15 protein-coding genes and 1 pseudogene are annotated in these 16,396 nt (G+C 39.1%); 5 read left to right on the top strand and 11 right to left on the bottom strand.

The features are described from left to right. Positions 1-134: 134 nt before the first annotated feature. From QZ371_RS11590 to QZ371_RS07960, 10 genes and pseudogenes are all read right to left on the bottom strand, one after another. Positions 135-239: pseudogene (locus QZ371_RS11590) on the bottom strand (AbrB/MazE/SpoVT family DNA-binding domain-containing protein); the annotation flags it as partial. 116 nt (positions 240-355) lie between these two features. Further along, positions 356-1,279 carry a TFIIB-type zinc finger domain-containing protein gene (locus QZ371_RS07995; RefSeq protein WP_295211530.1) on the bottom strand — a complete coding sequence of 308 codons (924 nt, stop codon included), beginning with the start codon at positions 1,277-1,279 and terminating at the stop codon, positions 356-358. A gap of 41 nt (positions 1,280-1,320) precedes the next feature. Further along, the gene (locus QZ371_RS07990; RefSeq protein ID WP_295211527.1) at positions 1,321-2,085 is read right to left on the bottom strand and encodes a hypothetical protein; all 765 of its coding nucleotides are present in this window, start codon (positions 2,083-2,085) and stop codon (positions 1,321-1,323) included. Positions 2,086-2,192: 107 nt separating this feature from the next. Further along, the gene (locus QZ371_RS07985; protein ID WP_295211524.1) at positions 2,193-2,486 is read right to left on the bottom strand and encodes an AAA family ATPase; all 294 of its coding nucleotides are present in this window, start codon (positions 2,484-2,486) and stop codon (positions 2,193-2,195) included. Between the two features lie 302 nt (positions 2,487-2,788). Continuing rightward, the gene (locus QZ371_RS07980; protein ID WP_295211522.1) at positions 2,789-3,736 is read right to left on the bottom strand and encodes a hypothetical protein; all 948 of its coding nucleotides are present in this window, start codon (positions 3,734-3,736) and stop codon (positions 2,789-2,791) included. Positions 3,737-3,848: 112 nt separating this feature from the next. Next, positions 3,849-4,451: a DUF4391 domain-containing protein gene (locus tag QZ371_RS07975; protein ID WP_295211519.1), complete on the bottom strand. Its 603-nt coding sequence runs from the start codon at positions 4,449-4,451 to the stop codon at positions 3,849-3,851. Positions 4,452-4,460: 9 nt separating this feature from the next. Beyond that, complete coding sequence (locus tag QZ371_RS11585; protein WP_366558720.1) at positions 4,461-6,425, bottom strand: helicase-related protein; 1,965 nt, start codon at positions 6,423-6,425, stop codon at positions 4,461-4,463. Then, on the bottom strand, positions 6,394-7,575 hold the full coding sequence (locus tag QZ371_RS11580) for an SNF2-related protein (RefSeq protein ID WP_366558718.1): 1,182 nt from the start codon (positions 7,573-7,575) through the stop codon (positions 6,394-6,396). The genes QZ371_RS11585 and QZ371_RS11580 overlap by 32 nt, the downstream gene beginning before the upstream one ends. A gap of 49 nt (positions 7,576-7,624) precedes the next feature. Then, positions 7,625-9,526 carry a ferrous iron transporter B gene (locus QZ371_RS07965; protein WP_295211516.1) on the bottom strand — a complete coding sequence of 634 codons (1,902 nt, stop codon included), beginning with the start codon at positions 9,524-9,526 and terminating at the stop codon, positions 7,625-7,627. Next, positions 9,523-9,759 (bottom strand): FeoA family protein, encoded by a 237-nt coding sequence (locus QZ371_RS07960; protein ID WP_294408510.1) that lies wholly within the window; start codon positions 9,757-9,759, stop codon positions 9,523-9,525. Before QZ371_RS07960 ends, QZ371_RS07965 begins: the two co-directional genes overlap by 4 nt. 218 nt (positions 9,760-9,977) lie before the next feature. Between QZ371_RS07960 and QZ371_RS07955 the strand changes: the two genes are divergently transcribed. Continuing rightward, positions 9,978-10,826, top strand: a complete 849-nt coding sequence (locus QZ371_RS07955; protein WP_295211512.1) for an AraC family transcriptional regulator — start codon at positions 9,978-9,980, stop codon at positions 10,824-10,826. Positions 10,827-10,924: 98 nt separating this feature from the next. Here QZ371_RS07955 and QZ371_RS11575 read toward each other — a convergent pair whose 3' ends face one another. Further along, positions 10,925-10,987, bottom strand: coding sequence for an SEC-C metal-binding domain-containing protein (locus tag QZ371_RS11575; RefSeq protein ID WP_366558719.1), 63 nt, complete (start codon positions 10,985-10,987; stop codon positions 10,925-10,927). A 743-nt stretch (positions 10,988-11,730) separates the two neighbouring features. Between QZ371_RS11575 and QZ371_RS07950 the strand changes: the two genes are divergently transcribed. The 4 genes from QZ371_RS07950 to QZ371_RS07935 all read left to right on the top strand — a co-directional run bounded on the left by QZ371_RS07950 (position 11,731) and on the right by QZ371_RS07935 (position 16,379). Next, positions 11,731-12,753 (top strand): cellulase family glycosylhydrolase, encoded by a 1,023-nt coding sequence (locus tag QZ371_RS07950; protein WP_295211509.1) that lies wholly within the window; start codon positions 11,731-11,733, stop codon positions 12,751-12,753. A gap of 423 nt (positions 12,754-13,176) precedes the next feature. After that, the gene (locus tag QZ371_RS07945; protein WP_295211507.1) at positions 13,177-14,055 is read left to right on the top strand and encodes a hypothetical protein; all 879 of its coding nucleotides are present in this window, start codon (positions 13,177-13,179) and stop codon (positions 14,053-14,055) included. A gap of 18 nt (positions 14,056-14,073) precedes the next feature. Beyond that, entirely contained in the window at positions 14,074-15,498 is a 1,425-nt protein-coding gene (locus QZ371_RS07940) for an extracellular solute-binding protein (RefSeq protein ID WP_295211505.1), read from the top strand. A gap of 119 nt (positions 15,499-15,617) precedes the next feature. Then, positions 15,618-16,379, top strand: a complete 762-nt coding sequence (locus tag QZ371_RS07935; RefSeq protein ID WP_295211503.1) for a helix-turn-helix domain-containing protein — start codon at positions 15,618-15,620, stop codon at positions 16,377-16,379. The last annotated feature ends 17 nt before the right edge of the window (positions 16,380-16,396 follow it).

The following is a 16,396-nucleotide window of genomic DNA, read 5'->3' as shown; positions in this document are numbered from 1 at the left end:
TTACAAATATAAAATAACATATTTTTATCAATGTGTCAAGCCACTTACATATTTTTCTCACATTATTTTATGTACAGCCTATCCGCCAATCTGAGGAGTGCAAGCAGGTAGTCAAGTTCGCTTTTCAACGTTGTCTGCAACGGGTCGCCCTCTCTGATCCTCATAGTCCGTCTGATCTCCTTAGGGATAACAACTCTGCCGAGATCGTCGATCCTGCGGACAATTCCTGTTGCTTTCATATTTATGACCTCCGTTGATATTTCAAAATTGCAGTAATATTATTTGCAGGTCGGTGGGATTTATGCAGGGAATAAATATGAAGCAAACAGGATAGAGTTCGATCTCATAATTTTGTTTACATTGATTGTGAAATGTAGTAAATGACTATTACTGCGATAATTATTATTGCGATTACTGCACCGACAGTCATATTAAAATCATTCTCTGTCATTGGTAGTTGTTTAAGATCATTTTTTATATAGTTTGGATCTAATTGCTTGATCTTTTCATCTGTACGATTTATTGCTTCAAGCCATTGCTTTTTGTTTTTATAGTTATGGAGCATAGTAGCTCTTCTGCACACAGAATATATGTATTCATATTGCTGACGAATAATTTTCCAAAGATGTATTGTTTTATTCTTATCCCTTATAGTATGTATAATGTGCTCTACTGATTCAATCATTCCAAGAGAAAGTTCAATAAACATATCATAAGTATATGAACCATCATTGGTTGTATAAGTGTTGCCACTATTGCCCATCTCTGTTTTGGTATTCATTACAAATGAGCTTTTCATAAATGAAAGTAGATCAGCACTTATTTGTTGAATCAATTTTTTGTTTTCTTCATATTTTTGTGGAGAATCATCATAGTTATCATCTATTATAGATATAGAGTGCTTTAACACTTTAATTTTCTGTTCCCTTTTAAAGCGGTCAGAATCTACAAGTGCCATTCTGGCTTTTCCGTAACTGGAGTAGAAAATAGCTTCAATATTTGTTGGCTCATATTGCTCAACCATATTGTAGTATTTTTCACATTCTTCCCAGTCTTCTTTAGCTTTTGCACGGCGTGCATTTTCAAGCGAACGCTCTACAAATGAAGTGTTATCAACCGTTACCTTACTTCCGGATACATCGACCTTGCCATTAACTTCGACAATAAGATGCTTGGCATCTTCAGGCGAATATTTAGCTCCGCAATACTGGCATATAAAGTAACCATCTTCTTTTACTAACTCGTTGCTTCCGCAAACTTCGCATACAATCTGTTTCATATTAAATACATCTTCTTTCTTAATACTAAAATTTTAAATATTTATACTTCAGCACCACTATAATGTGGCTGACCAGCTAAATCCATATTTTCATTATAAAAATCAATATTATATGCTGATAGAGCTATCGCGTTACTTCCATTAGGTGTTATAGTCAATAGGAAAACGTAATCTCCACACTTTACCGAAATTGAATCAGAATCATCTGTGAGGTAATCACCAGTATATTTATACCGTTCGAGAGAGTTGATAAGAATATCGCAGGAGTCACTAATTTGTTCAGAAGAAAGACCGACATCGGTATATAAAATCGCACTTGCATAGAACATTCTTAATATATTCAAAGCGTCTACTTCTGAAATTTCATCACTTGTTTTTTCAATGGTGCAATCGGTATCTACATAATATTCTCTTATCCATTCGCCAAGATTGTCATATCTGATAGTCATACTATCTATGCTGTCATCATCTCCACCCGAGATATTGCACTTGAGTTTTACTGGCGCATTATTAACAGTTGTAGAGCAAACAACATCAATAGTCTTTGAATCACCCTCTTCGATAGTTGATTCATCATAATCAAAAACATCCATATTTGCTTTTGTGTATTCCAACCTTCTTTTAACTTCTGACACGAATGTGTTATCCTGTGGTTGAGGCGGCGCAGTAGTTGTACTGGTTGCAATTGTAGTTGTAGTTTCATTAGACGATGAACTATCTTGGCTCTGTATACTGCTTTCGGAATTTCCGCAGGAAGCCAAGATCAAGTTCAACGTTACTGCTAACAAAATAATAGATTTTCTCATAATTTATACCTCCTCCAATAGTGTAATTTTAACACTATTTTGTTTTTATATAGAAATTATATCATATATTTTGCACGATTTGTTAAGCTGCCAGCTAAATAAAACGATTACGATTGTAAAAAAAGTAAATAATGTGTTTTGTAATCGTTAACAAGAGAGCGAACATAGCTATCCTCTAAGCACAAATACAATGCCGTGCCTAGCAATGTTTTCTGACCTAAAACATTTTTTCCTTTCGCTATTGACAGGCACATATCCAGTGCCAGCCACGATTTGCCGACCTTTGGTGCTCCTGCTAAGATGTACAGACCTTGTGCAATAAAGCCGTCTATAACGAACTCTATTGGCTTGTACACAGTTGTCATTATTTCTTCGCAGGATCTAGTGATGAGTTTTTTCACGCTATCAGACCTCCTATTCTATTTTCAAGTTGCCGTTGTCATATATGTAATTTATACAAACAAAAAAAGCTCGCACATATTTCAGATTCACGATTCGGCAACAGGATATAGTAATTCCGTTGTTTTAAATCGTGCCTGATAATATGTACGAGCTTATAGCTCTAAGTAGTTGATTATGTTTTTATGTATGTTGTAGGCAGATTGTTTTATTTTATAACTTTTCCTTGTGTGTTATAACATATAACGATGTGGTTGTCAATAGATTTGTTAATCTTAAAATGTAAGAATGTTTCGTGAGTACATTATACGTTGTTCATAATATTTAATAAGTCTTGATAGCTTTTAACTTTATGATATCTAACTTGACTTGATGACATTTTGTTGAATAGTACTTCCGCACAATCTATCTTGGCCTTTTCTATTGGTTTAAGTTCTATATTTTTCGTTGAGCCTTTTGTTTCTGCAATAAAAAATATGTGTTTAACAGTTCCCTCGTAGAAAGCGATAGCCCAGTCTTCCGGGTTATTTCTGAACATATAGAGTTTGTCTATTCTTATGCCTTGCAGGATCTTGTAAACAGTTTTTCGCGTGAGAGTTGTTCCCTCAGCGATCTTTCCGATAAGGTCATATCTAATATCACTAATTTCTGCGTGCTTTAAAGTCTGCGTTCTTGTTTTGACATTTGCAAACGAGTCACCATTATCTAGGTCATAAGAGCTTATCTCTGATTTTTGACTTCCGATAGTTGTGGTATACCTTAATTCTGATACTATGAGCTCTTTATTTATGTAATCTATTGAGTTTCTTATGAGTTCATTGCTATCAAAATCTACTGTATACGCATACTTATGGTTTATTTCTTTCCATAGTGCCTGAAATTCTTTCTTTGCAAAATTATCATTTAACGGATTGTCTTTGACCTTTGTTTCGTGGCCGTCTGTAAACATATCAGTAAGCACATTATCATCATATACTGCCTGTATAAGACTATGTATTCCGTCAGCCATAGGTTTGAGTTCATCAGGTAATTCTGCAACCATACCATTTTTGATATCCTGACGGTATTTATCTGTAACTTTACGTTTCATATCCACATAGCCGTTTTGTATAAGGTAAAACTCAATACTGTTTGCTGTTTCCTCATCAATAATTTTTGATGAGCCGTCAACTTTAATATATTTGCCTTTGAAATAATCGCTTGTTGCAACAGTTGGTCTGTCATAAAGGACGGTTTTGATATCCGACTGCAAGTCCGTTACAAAAGTTTTATAGCTTTCACTTGCGATTACGGTCAGAGTGTTTATGTCGTGGACAGATTCACCGCAGCTTTGTTTTGGGTACGCATTTTAAGTCTCAGCATATTTATCCTCCATACTCTTTTTGTAATTTTCTAAGTTGCTGTACTAGCTCATATTTCTTCCTAGGCTGTTTTTCAGACCTCGCAAGCTTTTCAAGTTTAGCTATTTCTTTTTCAAGCTTTTGTCGGCTTTCATCAAGCTGTATCTGCTCATCAATAGTGTTGTTGTCCACTATAGTTATGCCGCCTATCTGTGCGACAATGTTTTCCCACACCTTGTCAAGGTCGATACCTTTTAGCTCAATACTGTATTGATCGGCAGACCGCCATTGCGTTTGCATAAGCTTGGTGTGATATATCGCAAGCTTGAAGTTACCCTCATATTCGAGGATAAATAGTATATTCTGCGGTATGAGCTTTGACAGTACAGCTATGTTCTTCTCATCAAAATTTCTTCTTTTCAGCGTTACAAGCAACACAAAGAAACTTTGAACGTTTTCACCCTCAGGGATATTTACCTTATCAGCCGTTATTTCATTGACAATAGTTATCCTCGAAATTTCAGCGTCTATCTTATCCTTTGCAGCGGTGTTCATTTGAAATTTAGCGTAAATAGCCTTTTTAGGCAGCTGCTTGCTCATTTCTGTTGATTTAGGAAGTCCCAGCATATGATCACCTCATCTGATAACAAGGAAACAGATAAGCTCAAAATCGTCAAGACCTTTTATCTCGTTGGACAAAAAGCTTACTTGTCCAACGCCAAGAAAGCTGTCGATATCGCTTTCTTCTTTGACCTCGATAATAGAGGCTATCGCTTTGCCAAGCAGGTCAGAGAATTTTGACATATCTTTTCCGTCTTTAGTTTCTTTGTTGAATTTTTTATACACTTGTGGTATAGGCTCAGACTTTCCATTGCACAAGAAACGCATTTTATCAAGTATTGCTTTTGGCGAAAGATGATCGCATACAACGTTGCCGTTGTCACCTATGTAAACCATATAAAATGGGTGAAGTCTGTTCTGATTATCAATATTTACGCTGTCAGAGCGATTTTTCAATACGAAGATAACCCCGGGAGGTGCGTCCTCTGACGCAGGCACAACTGAGTCGAGCCCGAACGGGGCCTTTTCTATCTCAGGGTGATGTTTAACATATTCAAGAAGATCAAGCCTAAATTCATTAAGTCCAAGATCCATTATGGAGATTCCGCTTGACATATCCTCGATATCAACAACTTCTTCTTTGAGCTTTTTGAGCTGTGCTTTACGATATTCAAGGTCTGTTTTTTCTTCCTCGCTGAGTATACTATCATCACCCGTGGCGGTCATGTCAACGATCTTCATTCTCGTTTCGACCTTGGATTTGAGGTTTATGTATTCATCAAGAGTGACATTAGGCCAGAAGTTTACGAGCTGGATAACTTTGTTTTTGCTGCCGATACGGTCTATACGTCCAAAACGCTGTATAATACGCACCGGATTCCAATGTATATCATAATTGACAAGGTAATCGCAATCCTGTAAATTCTGACCCTCGGAAATACAATCAGTAGCTATGAGAATATCAATATCTGTTTTCGGCATATTTTCAAAGAGATCTCTGTCCTTTGAAACAGGAGAAAAGCAGGTGAGTACAGTATTAAGATCTGTCCTTTTAAGACTTGCGGTGGTGCGACCGTCAACGGTGCCTGTGACTATTGCGGCGTTAAGTCCAAATTTCTCTTTTACATAATTGCTGACATTTTCATAGAGATAGTCAGCTGTATCTGCAAAGGCAGTGAATATTATAATTTTTTTGTTCCCCTCGTTTATAGGGTTTGTTATTTTATCATCTATAACTTTGTAAAGTTCCTGTAGTTTTGAATCGTGCTCGGCTGTTATATCGCCTACCATATATGTGAGCAGATCAAGTATTTCAGCGTCTTTTTCAAGACTTTCTTTCCATTCAAGCCGCTCCATATCAGCAAGATCGATCTTAACTTTTCGTCCAAAGGAGAACAACTCGTCATTATTCTGGTCTTCCAAGTCAAAATCGTCAGCACAAGAGATATCCGTTATATTTAGTACAGAACTTGTGTGTTTATCAAATTTATTAATGGTGCTGATAGTATTGGTTATAAGTTCTTTTATTCGTTTTAGAGTAAGATTGAATGAATAAACAGAACTCTCCATACGTTTCATAAGATTGATAGCGGTAAGCCTGCGTATTCCTTGTTCACGATTAGCCTGTGTGAAACCTACATTTACCTTGTTGTCTCCGTAGAGTTCGGAATATTTGCTCATTTTACTAGGCTGGATATAATGTGACGGCGTGTATATCGTCAAGGAAAGCTGCATAAGCTGCTCAAATATTTCATTATAATTTATTGCTGATTTTATATCAGTAAGGTTTGGCTGCAGCGAAATAGGTTTAAGCCTTTGTGGAAATGTACCTATTGCACTTGTGTCATAGAACTTCTGAATGTGTTTTCTTGATCTTGCAATAGTGACGCTATCAAGAACTTCAAAGAAATCAAAATCAAGCATTTTCAGCAGGTTTTCAGTTGTTCTTTCGGACGGATCCCACTTGCTCCATATGTTGAACGCTTTTTGGGCATTCTTAAATATGTCGTCAATAGAACGTTTGGTGTTTAGTTTTTTCATCAATGTAATCGGTATGACCTTCATAAGCAAGGGCAAGTTGATTTTTTAAATCAAGAAATTTGTTATTAACAGGCGTTGCTGATAGCATAAGCACTTTGGTTCTAACTCCTGACTGAATGACCTTTTTCATTAATATCGCATAACGATTAAGCTTGCTGTCACCGTCATCGTCATCAACAATTTTTCCGCCATTTCGAAAATTATGTGATTCATCAATGACCACAAGATCATAGTTTCCCCAATTTAAACGACCTAGGTCTATGCCATTAGATTCTCCTGATGTTCGGCTCAGATCAGTATGATATAGAACGTCATAGTTCAAGCGGTCAGACGCTATGGGATTATTGACATAGTTATCTTTATAGGTGTTCCAGTTATTTGCGAGCTTTTTAGGACACAAAACGAGAATGGTTTTGTTTCTGCTTTCATAGTATTTTATCACAGCTAATGCGGTAAAAGTTTTTCCGAGGCCTACGCTGTCAGCAAGGATACAGCCATTATATTTTTCAAGCTTATTTATAATAGCAAGAACGGCGTCTTTCTGAAAGTTATATAACATACCCCATATCTTGCTTTCTTTAAAACCAGTAGCTTCATTAGGCAGAACATCTTCAGAGATATCTTCAAGAAATTCATTGAAGATGTTGTAGAGTGTAACAAAATAAATGAAGTCAGGGGAGTTTTCGGTGTAGGCAGTTGTTATATTGTCAATTACCTCATCAGTAACATCTTGCAAACGGGTTTTATCATTCCATAGTTCGTCAAACAGGTCGATATACGATGAGCTGAATGGAGTTTCAAACTTATTTATCATTAAATAGGCATTGTTCCCACGTTCACAACCAAGGTCAACTGTTGTAAATCCATTGACTGGCATATATGTTGTATCGTCAACATTTATGAATCCTGCCATATTGTCATTTGTTATATTTGATTTAAACGTTACTTTTTTCTTTATCCAATCTGCACATTCTTTAGCGATAGCTCTTTGGGTAAGTTCATTTCTAAGTTTTATTTCAAATTCTGTTCCATAGAGGCTGCGTTCACGATTTAGCCTAGGAATATAGAACTCACGCTTTTCTTTTTTAGCCTTTTCATTAGTAAAAGTCGGCGAAGTAAAAATAAAACGCAGTTCATCAATAGATGTCAACTTTTTCTTTAAAAGTATAACGTAAACTGCAAACCCACACTTTCACTACTCAAAAAATCAACACTCCAATATGATAAACAACACAAGCGATAAGCAATGCCGCAAGCGTGTAGAATACACCTATCTTGGCGGTCCATTTTGCAGAGTGCGTCTCTCTTGCAGTTGCTGCCAAGGCACTGATACAAGGCATATTGAAACTTATTGCGAAGATGAATGCCAGACCTTCTGCTTTGGTAAAGTTGGCGGAGAGGATATCCGAGATACTTGCCGCAGCAGTTCCTGATACCTTTGCACCGAAAGTGGAGCTTACCAAACTGCCGCCAGCACCGTAGATGGTGTTCAGTACGCCAAGCAGAGATTCTTTTGAAATTGCTGAGGCACAGAACGCAAGGAACGCTTCCCATTTCATTCCGACGAACTTTGTCACAGGCTCTATCAAAACGCCAAGCTTGTAAAGTATGCTGTTTTCTGCATTGCCGCCGAAACCGTAGGTCAGCACGAAGAATACGATAGATACAAGGGATATTATCCTGAGTGCACGAAGGAAAATATCCAAAGTGCGTTGGAACGTCACATACAGCGTATTTTTTATCGCAGGCTTATGATATGGCGGCAACTCCATAATTAGTCCAACTCGTTCCTCCTTTGGTGCAAGGGAATTGCCGAACACCTTGTAGACCACCCACATCATAAGGAACATAAATAGGAATATCGACACCATTACGAGAAATCCGCCTGTACTGCCGAACAATGCAATGGCGATAGTTGGTACAACGGAAAGGGTCGCCGCACAAGGAACTGCCCAGCTCATAGCGATAGCAAGCACTCGCTGTCCCCAGTTATCCACCACACGAGTACCGGTAGTGCCTGCAATGGTACAACCAAGACCCATAAAGAATGGCATAATCGTTTTTCCCTGTAATCCGACTTTTGACATTGTATTGTCGAACAGGAATGATATACGGGCAAGGTAGCCTGTCTCCTCCATAAGATTGAATCCCAGCGTAATGCCAAGTACGAATGACGCCATCATTAGTGCAAAATACAGCACATTGATAAGCACGTCGCAGATAAGAGAAATGAGCAATGGGTGTACTGAAATTGCTTTCATTCCGCTGCGCAATACGCCGCTTAGGGGTGTCAACGCTGCCGCCGCAATGCCTGAAATGATACCAGAGAATATCATTGCCAAAAGGAAGATCACCAAGATAATGCCGAAAGCCATTAGCTTTCCACGAACGGGCGAAAGTGCTATCCTATCGAATTTGCTGAAGGCACTATGGGCGTCCTTATCCGCTGTAATAACTCCATTTAGCAGAGCATCAATGTAAGCCATTTTCTCCTTGGCGGTAGTCATTGTTTCTCTCTCGATGATAGGTTTCTTCGTCAGGGCAGTTTCAATGCTCTCGTAAAGTACATGATAATCCTTTTTGCGTATGGCAGACATTGGAACAACAGGAACGCCCAGCTTTTCCGAAAGTGCGGCTGTATCAATGGCAATGCCCTGTCCTTTGGCTACATCCATCATATTTAGGACAAGAATGGCAGGAACTTTCATTCCAACAAAATCCGCCAGCATATAAAGGCTGCGTTTTAACTGTGAGGCGTCAGCCATAACTACCACAAGGTCAGCGTTTCCTGCGGCGATATAATCCCGTGTGATGACTTCCTCATCTGAGCCTGCGGAAAGAGAGTAGCTGCCTGGAAGGTCTGCGATTATCAAACGCTTGCCGTTCCATTTACATTCGCCCTCTTTTTGGTCGATCGTCTTGCCGGGCCAGTTGCCGACGTGTTGATGAGAGCCGGTCATCATATTAAAAATAGTGGACTTGCCTGAGTTTGGCTGACCAAGCAGGGCGATAACGGGAGTGTCGCCGTCCTTTTTATAAAGCTGACTGCTGCCGTGGTACTTGCAGTTCTTGTTTGACGGACAGTTTTCACAATGACTCATTTGTCAGCACCTCCCACCATGATTTTTTTACTTTCTTCCCGACCGATCGCAACAAGTGTATCTCTTGCAAAGATCAGAACAGGCTGTTTCTTATGATTCTGACACACCTCAATGGTACTTCCGCAGAGCAGACCCATCGAGGACAGTCGGTTGACTAAGCGGTTTTCTTCTTTTATCTCACAAATGCAATACCTGCTGCCAGGCGTTGCATCGGAAAGTGCGATCGCATTCATATTACTTCCTCCAATTTCATTATTATGTGGTTAGTAAACTATAACTGCATAATAATGTACCACAAAATATGAATACTGTAAAATCCATTTGCTGAATTTAAGCCCGTTTAGCAGTGAATTGATCGGCACTTCTTGCGAATTTTATTTGTTGATGTTATAATAGTATTATGGAAATTCTAAGTCAAAAATCAATATTTCATAAGGGAGCCGAGGGGCAGTTGGTTCTTTACACATTGGCACCTGGTATTCGGCTTTCGTTCAACGAGATATACACAAGCAGCTGGGAAAAAGGAGACAGCTCGATCTTTGGAGAACGAATGCTGATAGTCAATTTTTGTATTCACGGTCGATGTGATGTTTCTCTCGCCAAGAATCGGTATGCCATTGTTAAGGAAAATCAAGTCTGCATAAGTACAGTAATGCCTACAAAGGACTTTTACTACCCCAGAAGTCTGTACGAGGGGATACAGCTCTATCTAGACCTTGATATTTTGCATGATGAAAACGGGCAGGATTTTCTCTCGGCGTTGGGCATTTCATTGGAACAGATAGTAGAAATATTCTGCGAAAAGGACGGGCTGTATCTTCATCAGATGAATGACACACTCCGTACACTTGTGAAAGACGCTTGGGACGGAAAGGACGATATTGAGATAGGAACGCTGCGATATTTGGCTGTCCGCCTTTTGCATGAAATAATGTCAATGCCCGCAGAAAGCGAGACGGAAACCTATTTCACACGCTCACAGATAGCTATGGTCAAGGAGGCTGAAACGCTGATACTAAGCGACCTGACAACTCGCATAACTGCAAAAGAATTAGCTGATAGGTTTGGCGTGAGTGAGAGCAGTTTCAAGTTCTATGTGAAAGGTATCCTTGGCGACAGTTATCTGAACTACTTCCGAAAGAAGAGAATGGAAAAAGCGGCTGAACTGCTGGAAACCACAAATCTCAAGGTCATTGAGATTGCAAGTGCGGTGGGGTATGAAAACCAAGGAAAATTCGCCAAGGTTTTTGCGGACACCTATGGTGTTTCTCCTTTGGAATTTCGGAGGTTATCGAAGTAGGGTAAAGAGCGTAGTGTGGTTTTGTATTTGTATATGAAAATAAGCCGCCGCAGGTCACATAGATTCGTGACCTGCGGCGGCTTTGCATAAAAAATATTTTATTTTCCACAGCATTTTTTATATTTCTTTCCGCTGCCACATAATGATTCAGCAACACTCAATCATCCAAAAACCCTATGTAACACCCCTATCACATTATCATTTTTTACCACACATATTCCTCCAACATTTCATTTATAGATATCATTACTCTTTCGTCCTGCTTTTCTTCATCGGTCAATGAAATAACCAATCTCAAGAACTACACAGCCAATGTCTTCTCCGCTGCGGACTTGTTTGAGCTTTTTAATACCTGTATCAGTCAGCTCTTTTTTTGTCACCCCATAGGTGGGATTAATCATTATCTGACAGTAGTGAATACTCACACAAATCTGTAATGCCGGTCTTTTTTTTCTAAATGAATATCATCAGGAAAAGCATATCTTCTGATAACAGGGCTCCTCAGAATATGCTGTATCTGTTCCCACAACTGCTTTACATCAGGCGGAATCGTGATAGCTCTTGACCTGCCTTTTGTGTCAAGAATATTCACATTCAGGTATTCTATTTCATCAAAACATCTGTTTGCTGACGTTTTTGATACGCCCAGTTTTTGGCGACTATTGACGGCGGAAATAGTATCATATTAAAGCAGCTGGTTTAATTCGATCTTTTCTTTATTAGGTCTTGTTATGGTGAAGAATTACACGCCATTTTTTTGCTTTATTTACTGTGAAATATATTTAGAACGTCATAATGACATTACGATTTTTACACGAATATTAAAATCATGATATAATTTTCTACCATATAGTGCTACAATGTGATTGTAAATAAAACAAAAATCAGAAAGGACGGTAAAAATATGAGAAAATTTAATGGTTATATGCACGGTGTTGATATCGGAGGCTGGCTGTCACAATGCGATTACAGTAAAGAACACCTTGATAATTTTATTACGGAAGAGGATATCAAGCGTATAAAGAGCTGGGCTTGCGACCACGTTAGAGTGCCTGTGGATTATAATATCTTTCAGGACGAAAACGGCTTTATAGAGAGCGGCTTTGAGTATGTTCAGAAGTGTATCGATTGGTGCGGAAATAGCGGTATCAATATGATACTTGACCTGCATAAGACAATGGGCTTTTTCTTTGACAAGGCTCAGGCTGAAAGCGGATTCTTTGATAACGCTGAGCTTCAGCAAAAATTCTATGACCTTTGGGAGGAGTTTTCAAAGCGTTTTAGCAAATATTCTGACAGAGTTTCTTTTGAACTTCTCAATGAAGTAACTGACCCTAAATTCAGCACAAAGTGGAACACTATTGCTGAAAATGCTATAAAGCTTATTAGAAAATACAGTGCTGATATAAACATCATTGTGGGCAGCTATTGGAACAACTCTATCGATTCAATGAAAGACCTTGATAAGCCGTATGACGAGCATATAGTTTATACTTTCCATTGCTATGACCCGTTTCTTTTCACTCATCAGGCTGCGTATTGGGTAGATGAGATGCCGAGAGATTTCAGGATCGATTATCCGGGCAGCACCCAAAAATACAGAAGTGAGATAAAGCGTCTTGGTCTTGATTATATGCAGACATACGAGGAAGTCAAGACGGAAAAATTTACGCCAGATTATTTTATGGGAAGATTTGCCGAGGCTGTAAGAGTCGCAGAGGAAAGAAATGTTCCTATGTATTGCGGTGAGTACGGCGTTATAAACCTTGCGTCAGCTGAAAATACTCTTAATTGGTATAAGGATATAAGCAGTGCCTTCGAGAAATGTTCTATCGGCAGAGCGGCTTGGTCATACAAGGGCGTAGACTATGGCTTTGTTGACGGACATCTTGACAGCGTTCTCGATGAGCTGGTAAAGTATCTTTGATAGATAATTTCTTCATATAACTCCATTTTTGTACAAGCTCGGTCACGTTTGCCGAGCTTGTTTTTTTGTGTCGAGTTTCATAAATTGATGTTTGCTCATAAAATCCTATTTACGATAATTATTTGATATAAATAATTGAATATTGATATAACTATTTTACAGTAAAGTATATAATATAGATGTAATCATTCATAGTCACTTTCTTATAATAACTTCCGAATAAACAGACCTGCTTGAATATCAAGTGGGTCTGTTTTCATATTTTTATACTATTTCATAAATTCGATATTAAACACTTTTATGATATTTATATTACGATTTTGATATAAATAAAACGTTTACACGGTTATAATGTATACAGAAACAACAAAATAAATTGCTTTAAGCAAAAAAATTTTTATTGAAAAATCGGAGGAAAAAGTTATGAAATTCAAAAAATTAGCAGCAGGTCTTTCAGCAGCAGTTCTTGCGGCGACAATGATGTCAGTATCTGTTTCGGCAGCAAAGCTTGGCGATGTTGTTCACCCATCAGAGGAGGACGCAAAAATGAATGACTCATATTACTCTATCGGAGCAATGGGTTTCTATATGGGTCAGGACTGGAGCTGGAATCAGGGCGATTGGGTAGGCATTGATGATGCTGGCAAGATAACTGTTGAATATAAGATAAGCAAAGTTATCACCGACAAGACAATGTCAGGCAAGGGAACTCTTGGAGATATGGGCGTTATGGTGGCTAATCTTCCTGATGGTGTTTATCCTGTGGACGTTAAGATATCTGACGCAAAGTTCGTTGCCGAGGACGGCACAACAACAGTTTTTGATTCTCTTAATTCTATCACTTCAATGGACGAGGATTCAGAGGGCGGAATAAGAATACATATCAGACCAACTGACGAGGTCAATGAGGAAACAGGCGAGGTAACAAAGAAAGCTTGCCCTGAGGTCGCAGGCTGGGAGAAGGAAGGTGCTTTCAACGGCGGCACACTTTCAATGACGCTTGATTTCGGTGTTGCAGCTGCTGATGGCGGAGAGTCAAAAACAGATACTTCAAAGGCAGAATCAAAGTCTGATACTTCAAGCTCAAAGACAGATACATCCAATAACGATGTTTCTTCATCTAAGGCAGATACAAGTAAGGCTAATGCGGACACAAGTAAAGCTTCTGTTACAGCGGCTACATCTTCAAAGGCTTCTGACGATACGTCTAAGGCAGCAGAAACAGGTGCGGCTGTTGGCGGAACACTTGCTGTTATCGCTCTTGCCGGTACAGCGGTGATCGTTGCAAAGAGAAGAAAGTAATATTCGGAGGGTATGGCTATGAATAATTCAAAAAGAGTTTTAACATTTGCCCTTGCAGTTTGCTCGCTTTCAGCATTTGCATCTTGCGGAAGTTCAAGTGATTCATCAAGCAAGGTCGTTGACAAAAAGCTCAAGGAAGATCAGCAGCAGATAGTTCAAAGACTTGCTGATGATATGACAGATGTAAGAGATCTCAAAAGCAACGAAATAAAATGGTTCTCACATTGGGATATCAATCCTACTGAGGCAGAGGACAAAGAGATAGGTGCTGACCTTGCTTTGTTCAAGACAAAGTATAATGGTAAGATAAACTGGGTGCAGACCACTTGGGACACTAAGTTTGACGATCTTGCGGCTCTTGTAATGTCAAATGATTCGCCTGATTTCATCGGTGCTGATGATATGGACGTTTTTCCTAAGGGTGCGATAAAATCAATGATAGAGCCTATCGACGATTATATCGATCTTTCAAAGCCTCTTTGGACAGATATAAAGGGTGCGACAGATCAGTTTATGCTTGGCGACAAGCACTATGTGAGCGTTATCAGAACTGACCCTGCATATGTTTTTGTATACAACAAGCAGACAATGGAAGATAACGGCTATGACGATCCTGCTGAGCTTTTCAAAGAGGGTAAATGGAACTGGGATACTTTCACAGAAATGTGCCTCGATTTTACTGACTCTGAGAACGATAAATATGCACTTGACGGCTGGTATTATGAAAAGGCTTTGCAGCAGTCGTCAGGATTGCCGCTCATCGGTATCACAGACGGCAAGCTTGTAAATAATATTTCCGACCCTATGATAGCAAAGGCTCAGAATATGATGTATGAACTGCAAAAGAACAATGTTGTTTATCCAAAACACGAGAATAACTGGAAACTCAGAGGCGACGCAGAGGGCAGCGGAATGGCAACAGGTCTGACGCTTTTCTATCCTATCGGACTGTGGGCACTTGAGAATGCTCCGTCCACAACTGTAAACTATGGCGATGTATCAAAGGGAGAGGTAATGTTCGTTCCGGTTCCTTGCTCAGCTGATAGCGATAAACAGTATATCCCTTCAAGAGTACACGGCTTTAGCATTGTAAGAAACGCCAAAAACCCTGAGGGCGTGGCGGCTTTCCTTGAATGCTGCCGTTATGCAGAGCTTGACGAGGCTGCACATCAGATAACCCTCGATCAGTATAAGGACGATTATGGCTGGACAGATGAAATGCTGGAAATGAGAGACACCATCTATGATCTGTCTGCACAGAATCCTGTATTTGACTTTGAACAGGGCGTATCTGCCGACCTTAACTCTATCTGCGATACTGCAATAAGAGGAACGATGAACCCACAGGAGTCAAAGAGCTGGTCACAGGTCGTACAGGAAAACGAAAAGGCTATAGATTATCTTATCGACGAGGCTATGACTTCAATGAATGAGGCTAAGTAAGATCTATTTATCAGAAATTGGGCGGCAGGTCGATTTGCCGTCCTTTTTCTATAAATAAGCGGCTTTACTTGCGTCTGTAAATATGATATAATAAGCTAAAAAAGCAGGCGGTGAAAGCTATGGAAATAAACAGAGAATTGTCTAGGCGGCAGTTTATGCAAAAGGAAAATGACTATCATCATTCACCATATGAAACGGAACTGGAATTTTACTCTGCTGTGCGGGCAGGCGACCTTGAAACAGTCAAACGTTTGTATACACCACTGGATACAAACGGAAAGGGCAGACTAAGTAAAGATGACCTCAGAAATGTCAAATATCATCTTGTCATTACCATAGCTATGCTGTGCAGGTTTTGTATAGAAGGTGGGCTTGACCCAGAAACTGCATATACCATAAGCGATATATACATCAATAAATGTGATGAATGCAGTAATGAAGAAAGCGTTATGGCTGTTCACAAGGAAGTCATCGTTTATTATACAAAGCAAATGAAAAAGGCTGTGTCACAGAACGTTTACTCAAAGCATATACTTATGTGCTTTGATTGCATTTTCGATAATATTTACAAGGGCGTGACTGTGAATCAAATAGCAGATGAACTGAACATAACGCCGCAGTATCTTTCAAAGCTTTTCAGAGAGGAAGTTGGCGTAAAGATATCTGATTTTATTATGTCAAAGAGGATACAGGCGGCTGAAAATATGCTGAGATATTCTGAATATAGTCCGCTTGATATAGCCAATTATCTTTCTTTCAGCTCTCACAGCCATTTTATTGCCTGCTTTAAGAAACAAACAGGACTTACGCCAAAACAGTATAGAGATCAGTTTTTCCGTGCAAACTGGAACAAGCATAGCACAAGCAAGTCAAAGATATAGCTTCACATTAGTATTTT

The sequence above is a fragment of the Ruminococcus sp. genome (assembly GCF_019423705.1).
GTDB lineage: Bacteria > Bacillota > Clostridia > Oscillospirales > Ruminococcaceae > Hominimerdicola.
Note: the sequence above shows the minus strand (reverse complement) of the source record. Positions and strands in the feature narration are given on the sequence as shown.

Bases quoted from the DNA above. Each gene is read 5' to 3' on its own strand.
- QZ371_RS07995 (WP_295211530.1), bottom strand. From the start codon at position 1,279: ATGAAACAGATTGTATGCGAAGTTTGCGGAAGCAACGAGTTAGTAAAA.
- QZ371_RS07990 (WP_295211527.1), bottom strand. From the start codon at position 2,085: ATGAGAAAATCTATTATTTTGTTAGCAGTAACGTTGAACTTGATCTTG.
- QZ371_RS07975 (WP_295211519.1), bottom strand. From the start codon at position 4,451: ATGCTGGGACTTCCTAAATCAACAGAAATGAGCAAGCAGCTGCCTAAA.
- QZ371_RS11585 (WP_366558720.1), bottom strand. From the start codon at position 6,425: ATGAAAAAACTAAACACCAAACGTTCTATTGACGACATATTTAAGAAT.
- QZ371_RS07965 (WP_295211516.1), bottom strand. From the start codon at position 9,526: ATGAGTCATTGTGAAAACTGTCCGTCAAACAAGAACTGCAAGTACCAC.
- QZ371_RS07960 (WP_294408510.1), bottom strand. From the start codon at position 9,759: ATGAATGCGATCGCACTTTCCGATGCAACGCCTGGCAGCAGGTATTGC.
- QZ371_RS07950 (WP_295211509.1), top strand. From the start codon at position 11,731: ATGAGAAAATTTAATGGTTATATGCACGGTGTTGATATCGGAGGCTGG.
- QZ371_RS07945 (WP_295211507.1), top strand. From the start codon at position 13,177: ATGAAATTCAAAAAATTAGCAGCAGGTCTTTCAGCAGCAGTTCTTGCG.
- QZ371_RS07940 (WP_295211505.1), top strand. From the start codon at position 14,074: ATGAATAATTCAAAAAGAGTTTTAACATTTGCCCTTGCAGTTTGCTCG.
- QZ371_RS07935 (WP_295211503.1), top strand. From the start codon at position 15,618: ATGGAAATAAACAGAGAATTGTCTAGGCGGCAGTTTATGCAAAAGGAA.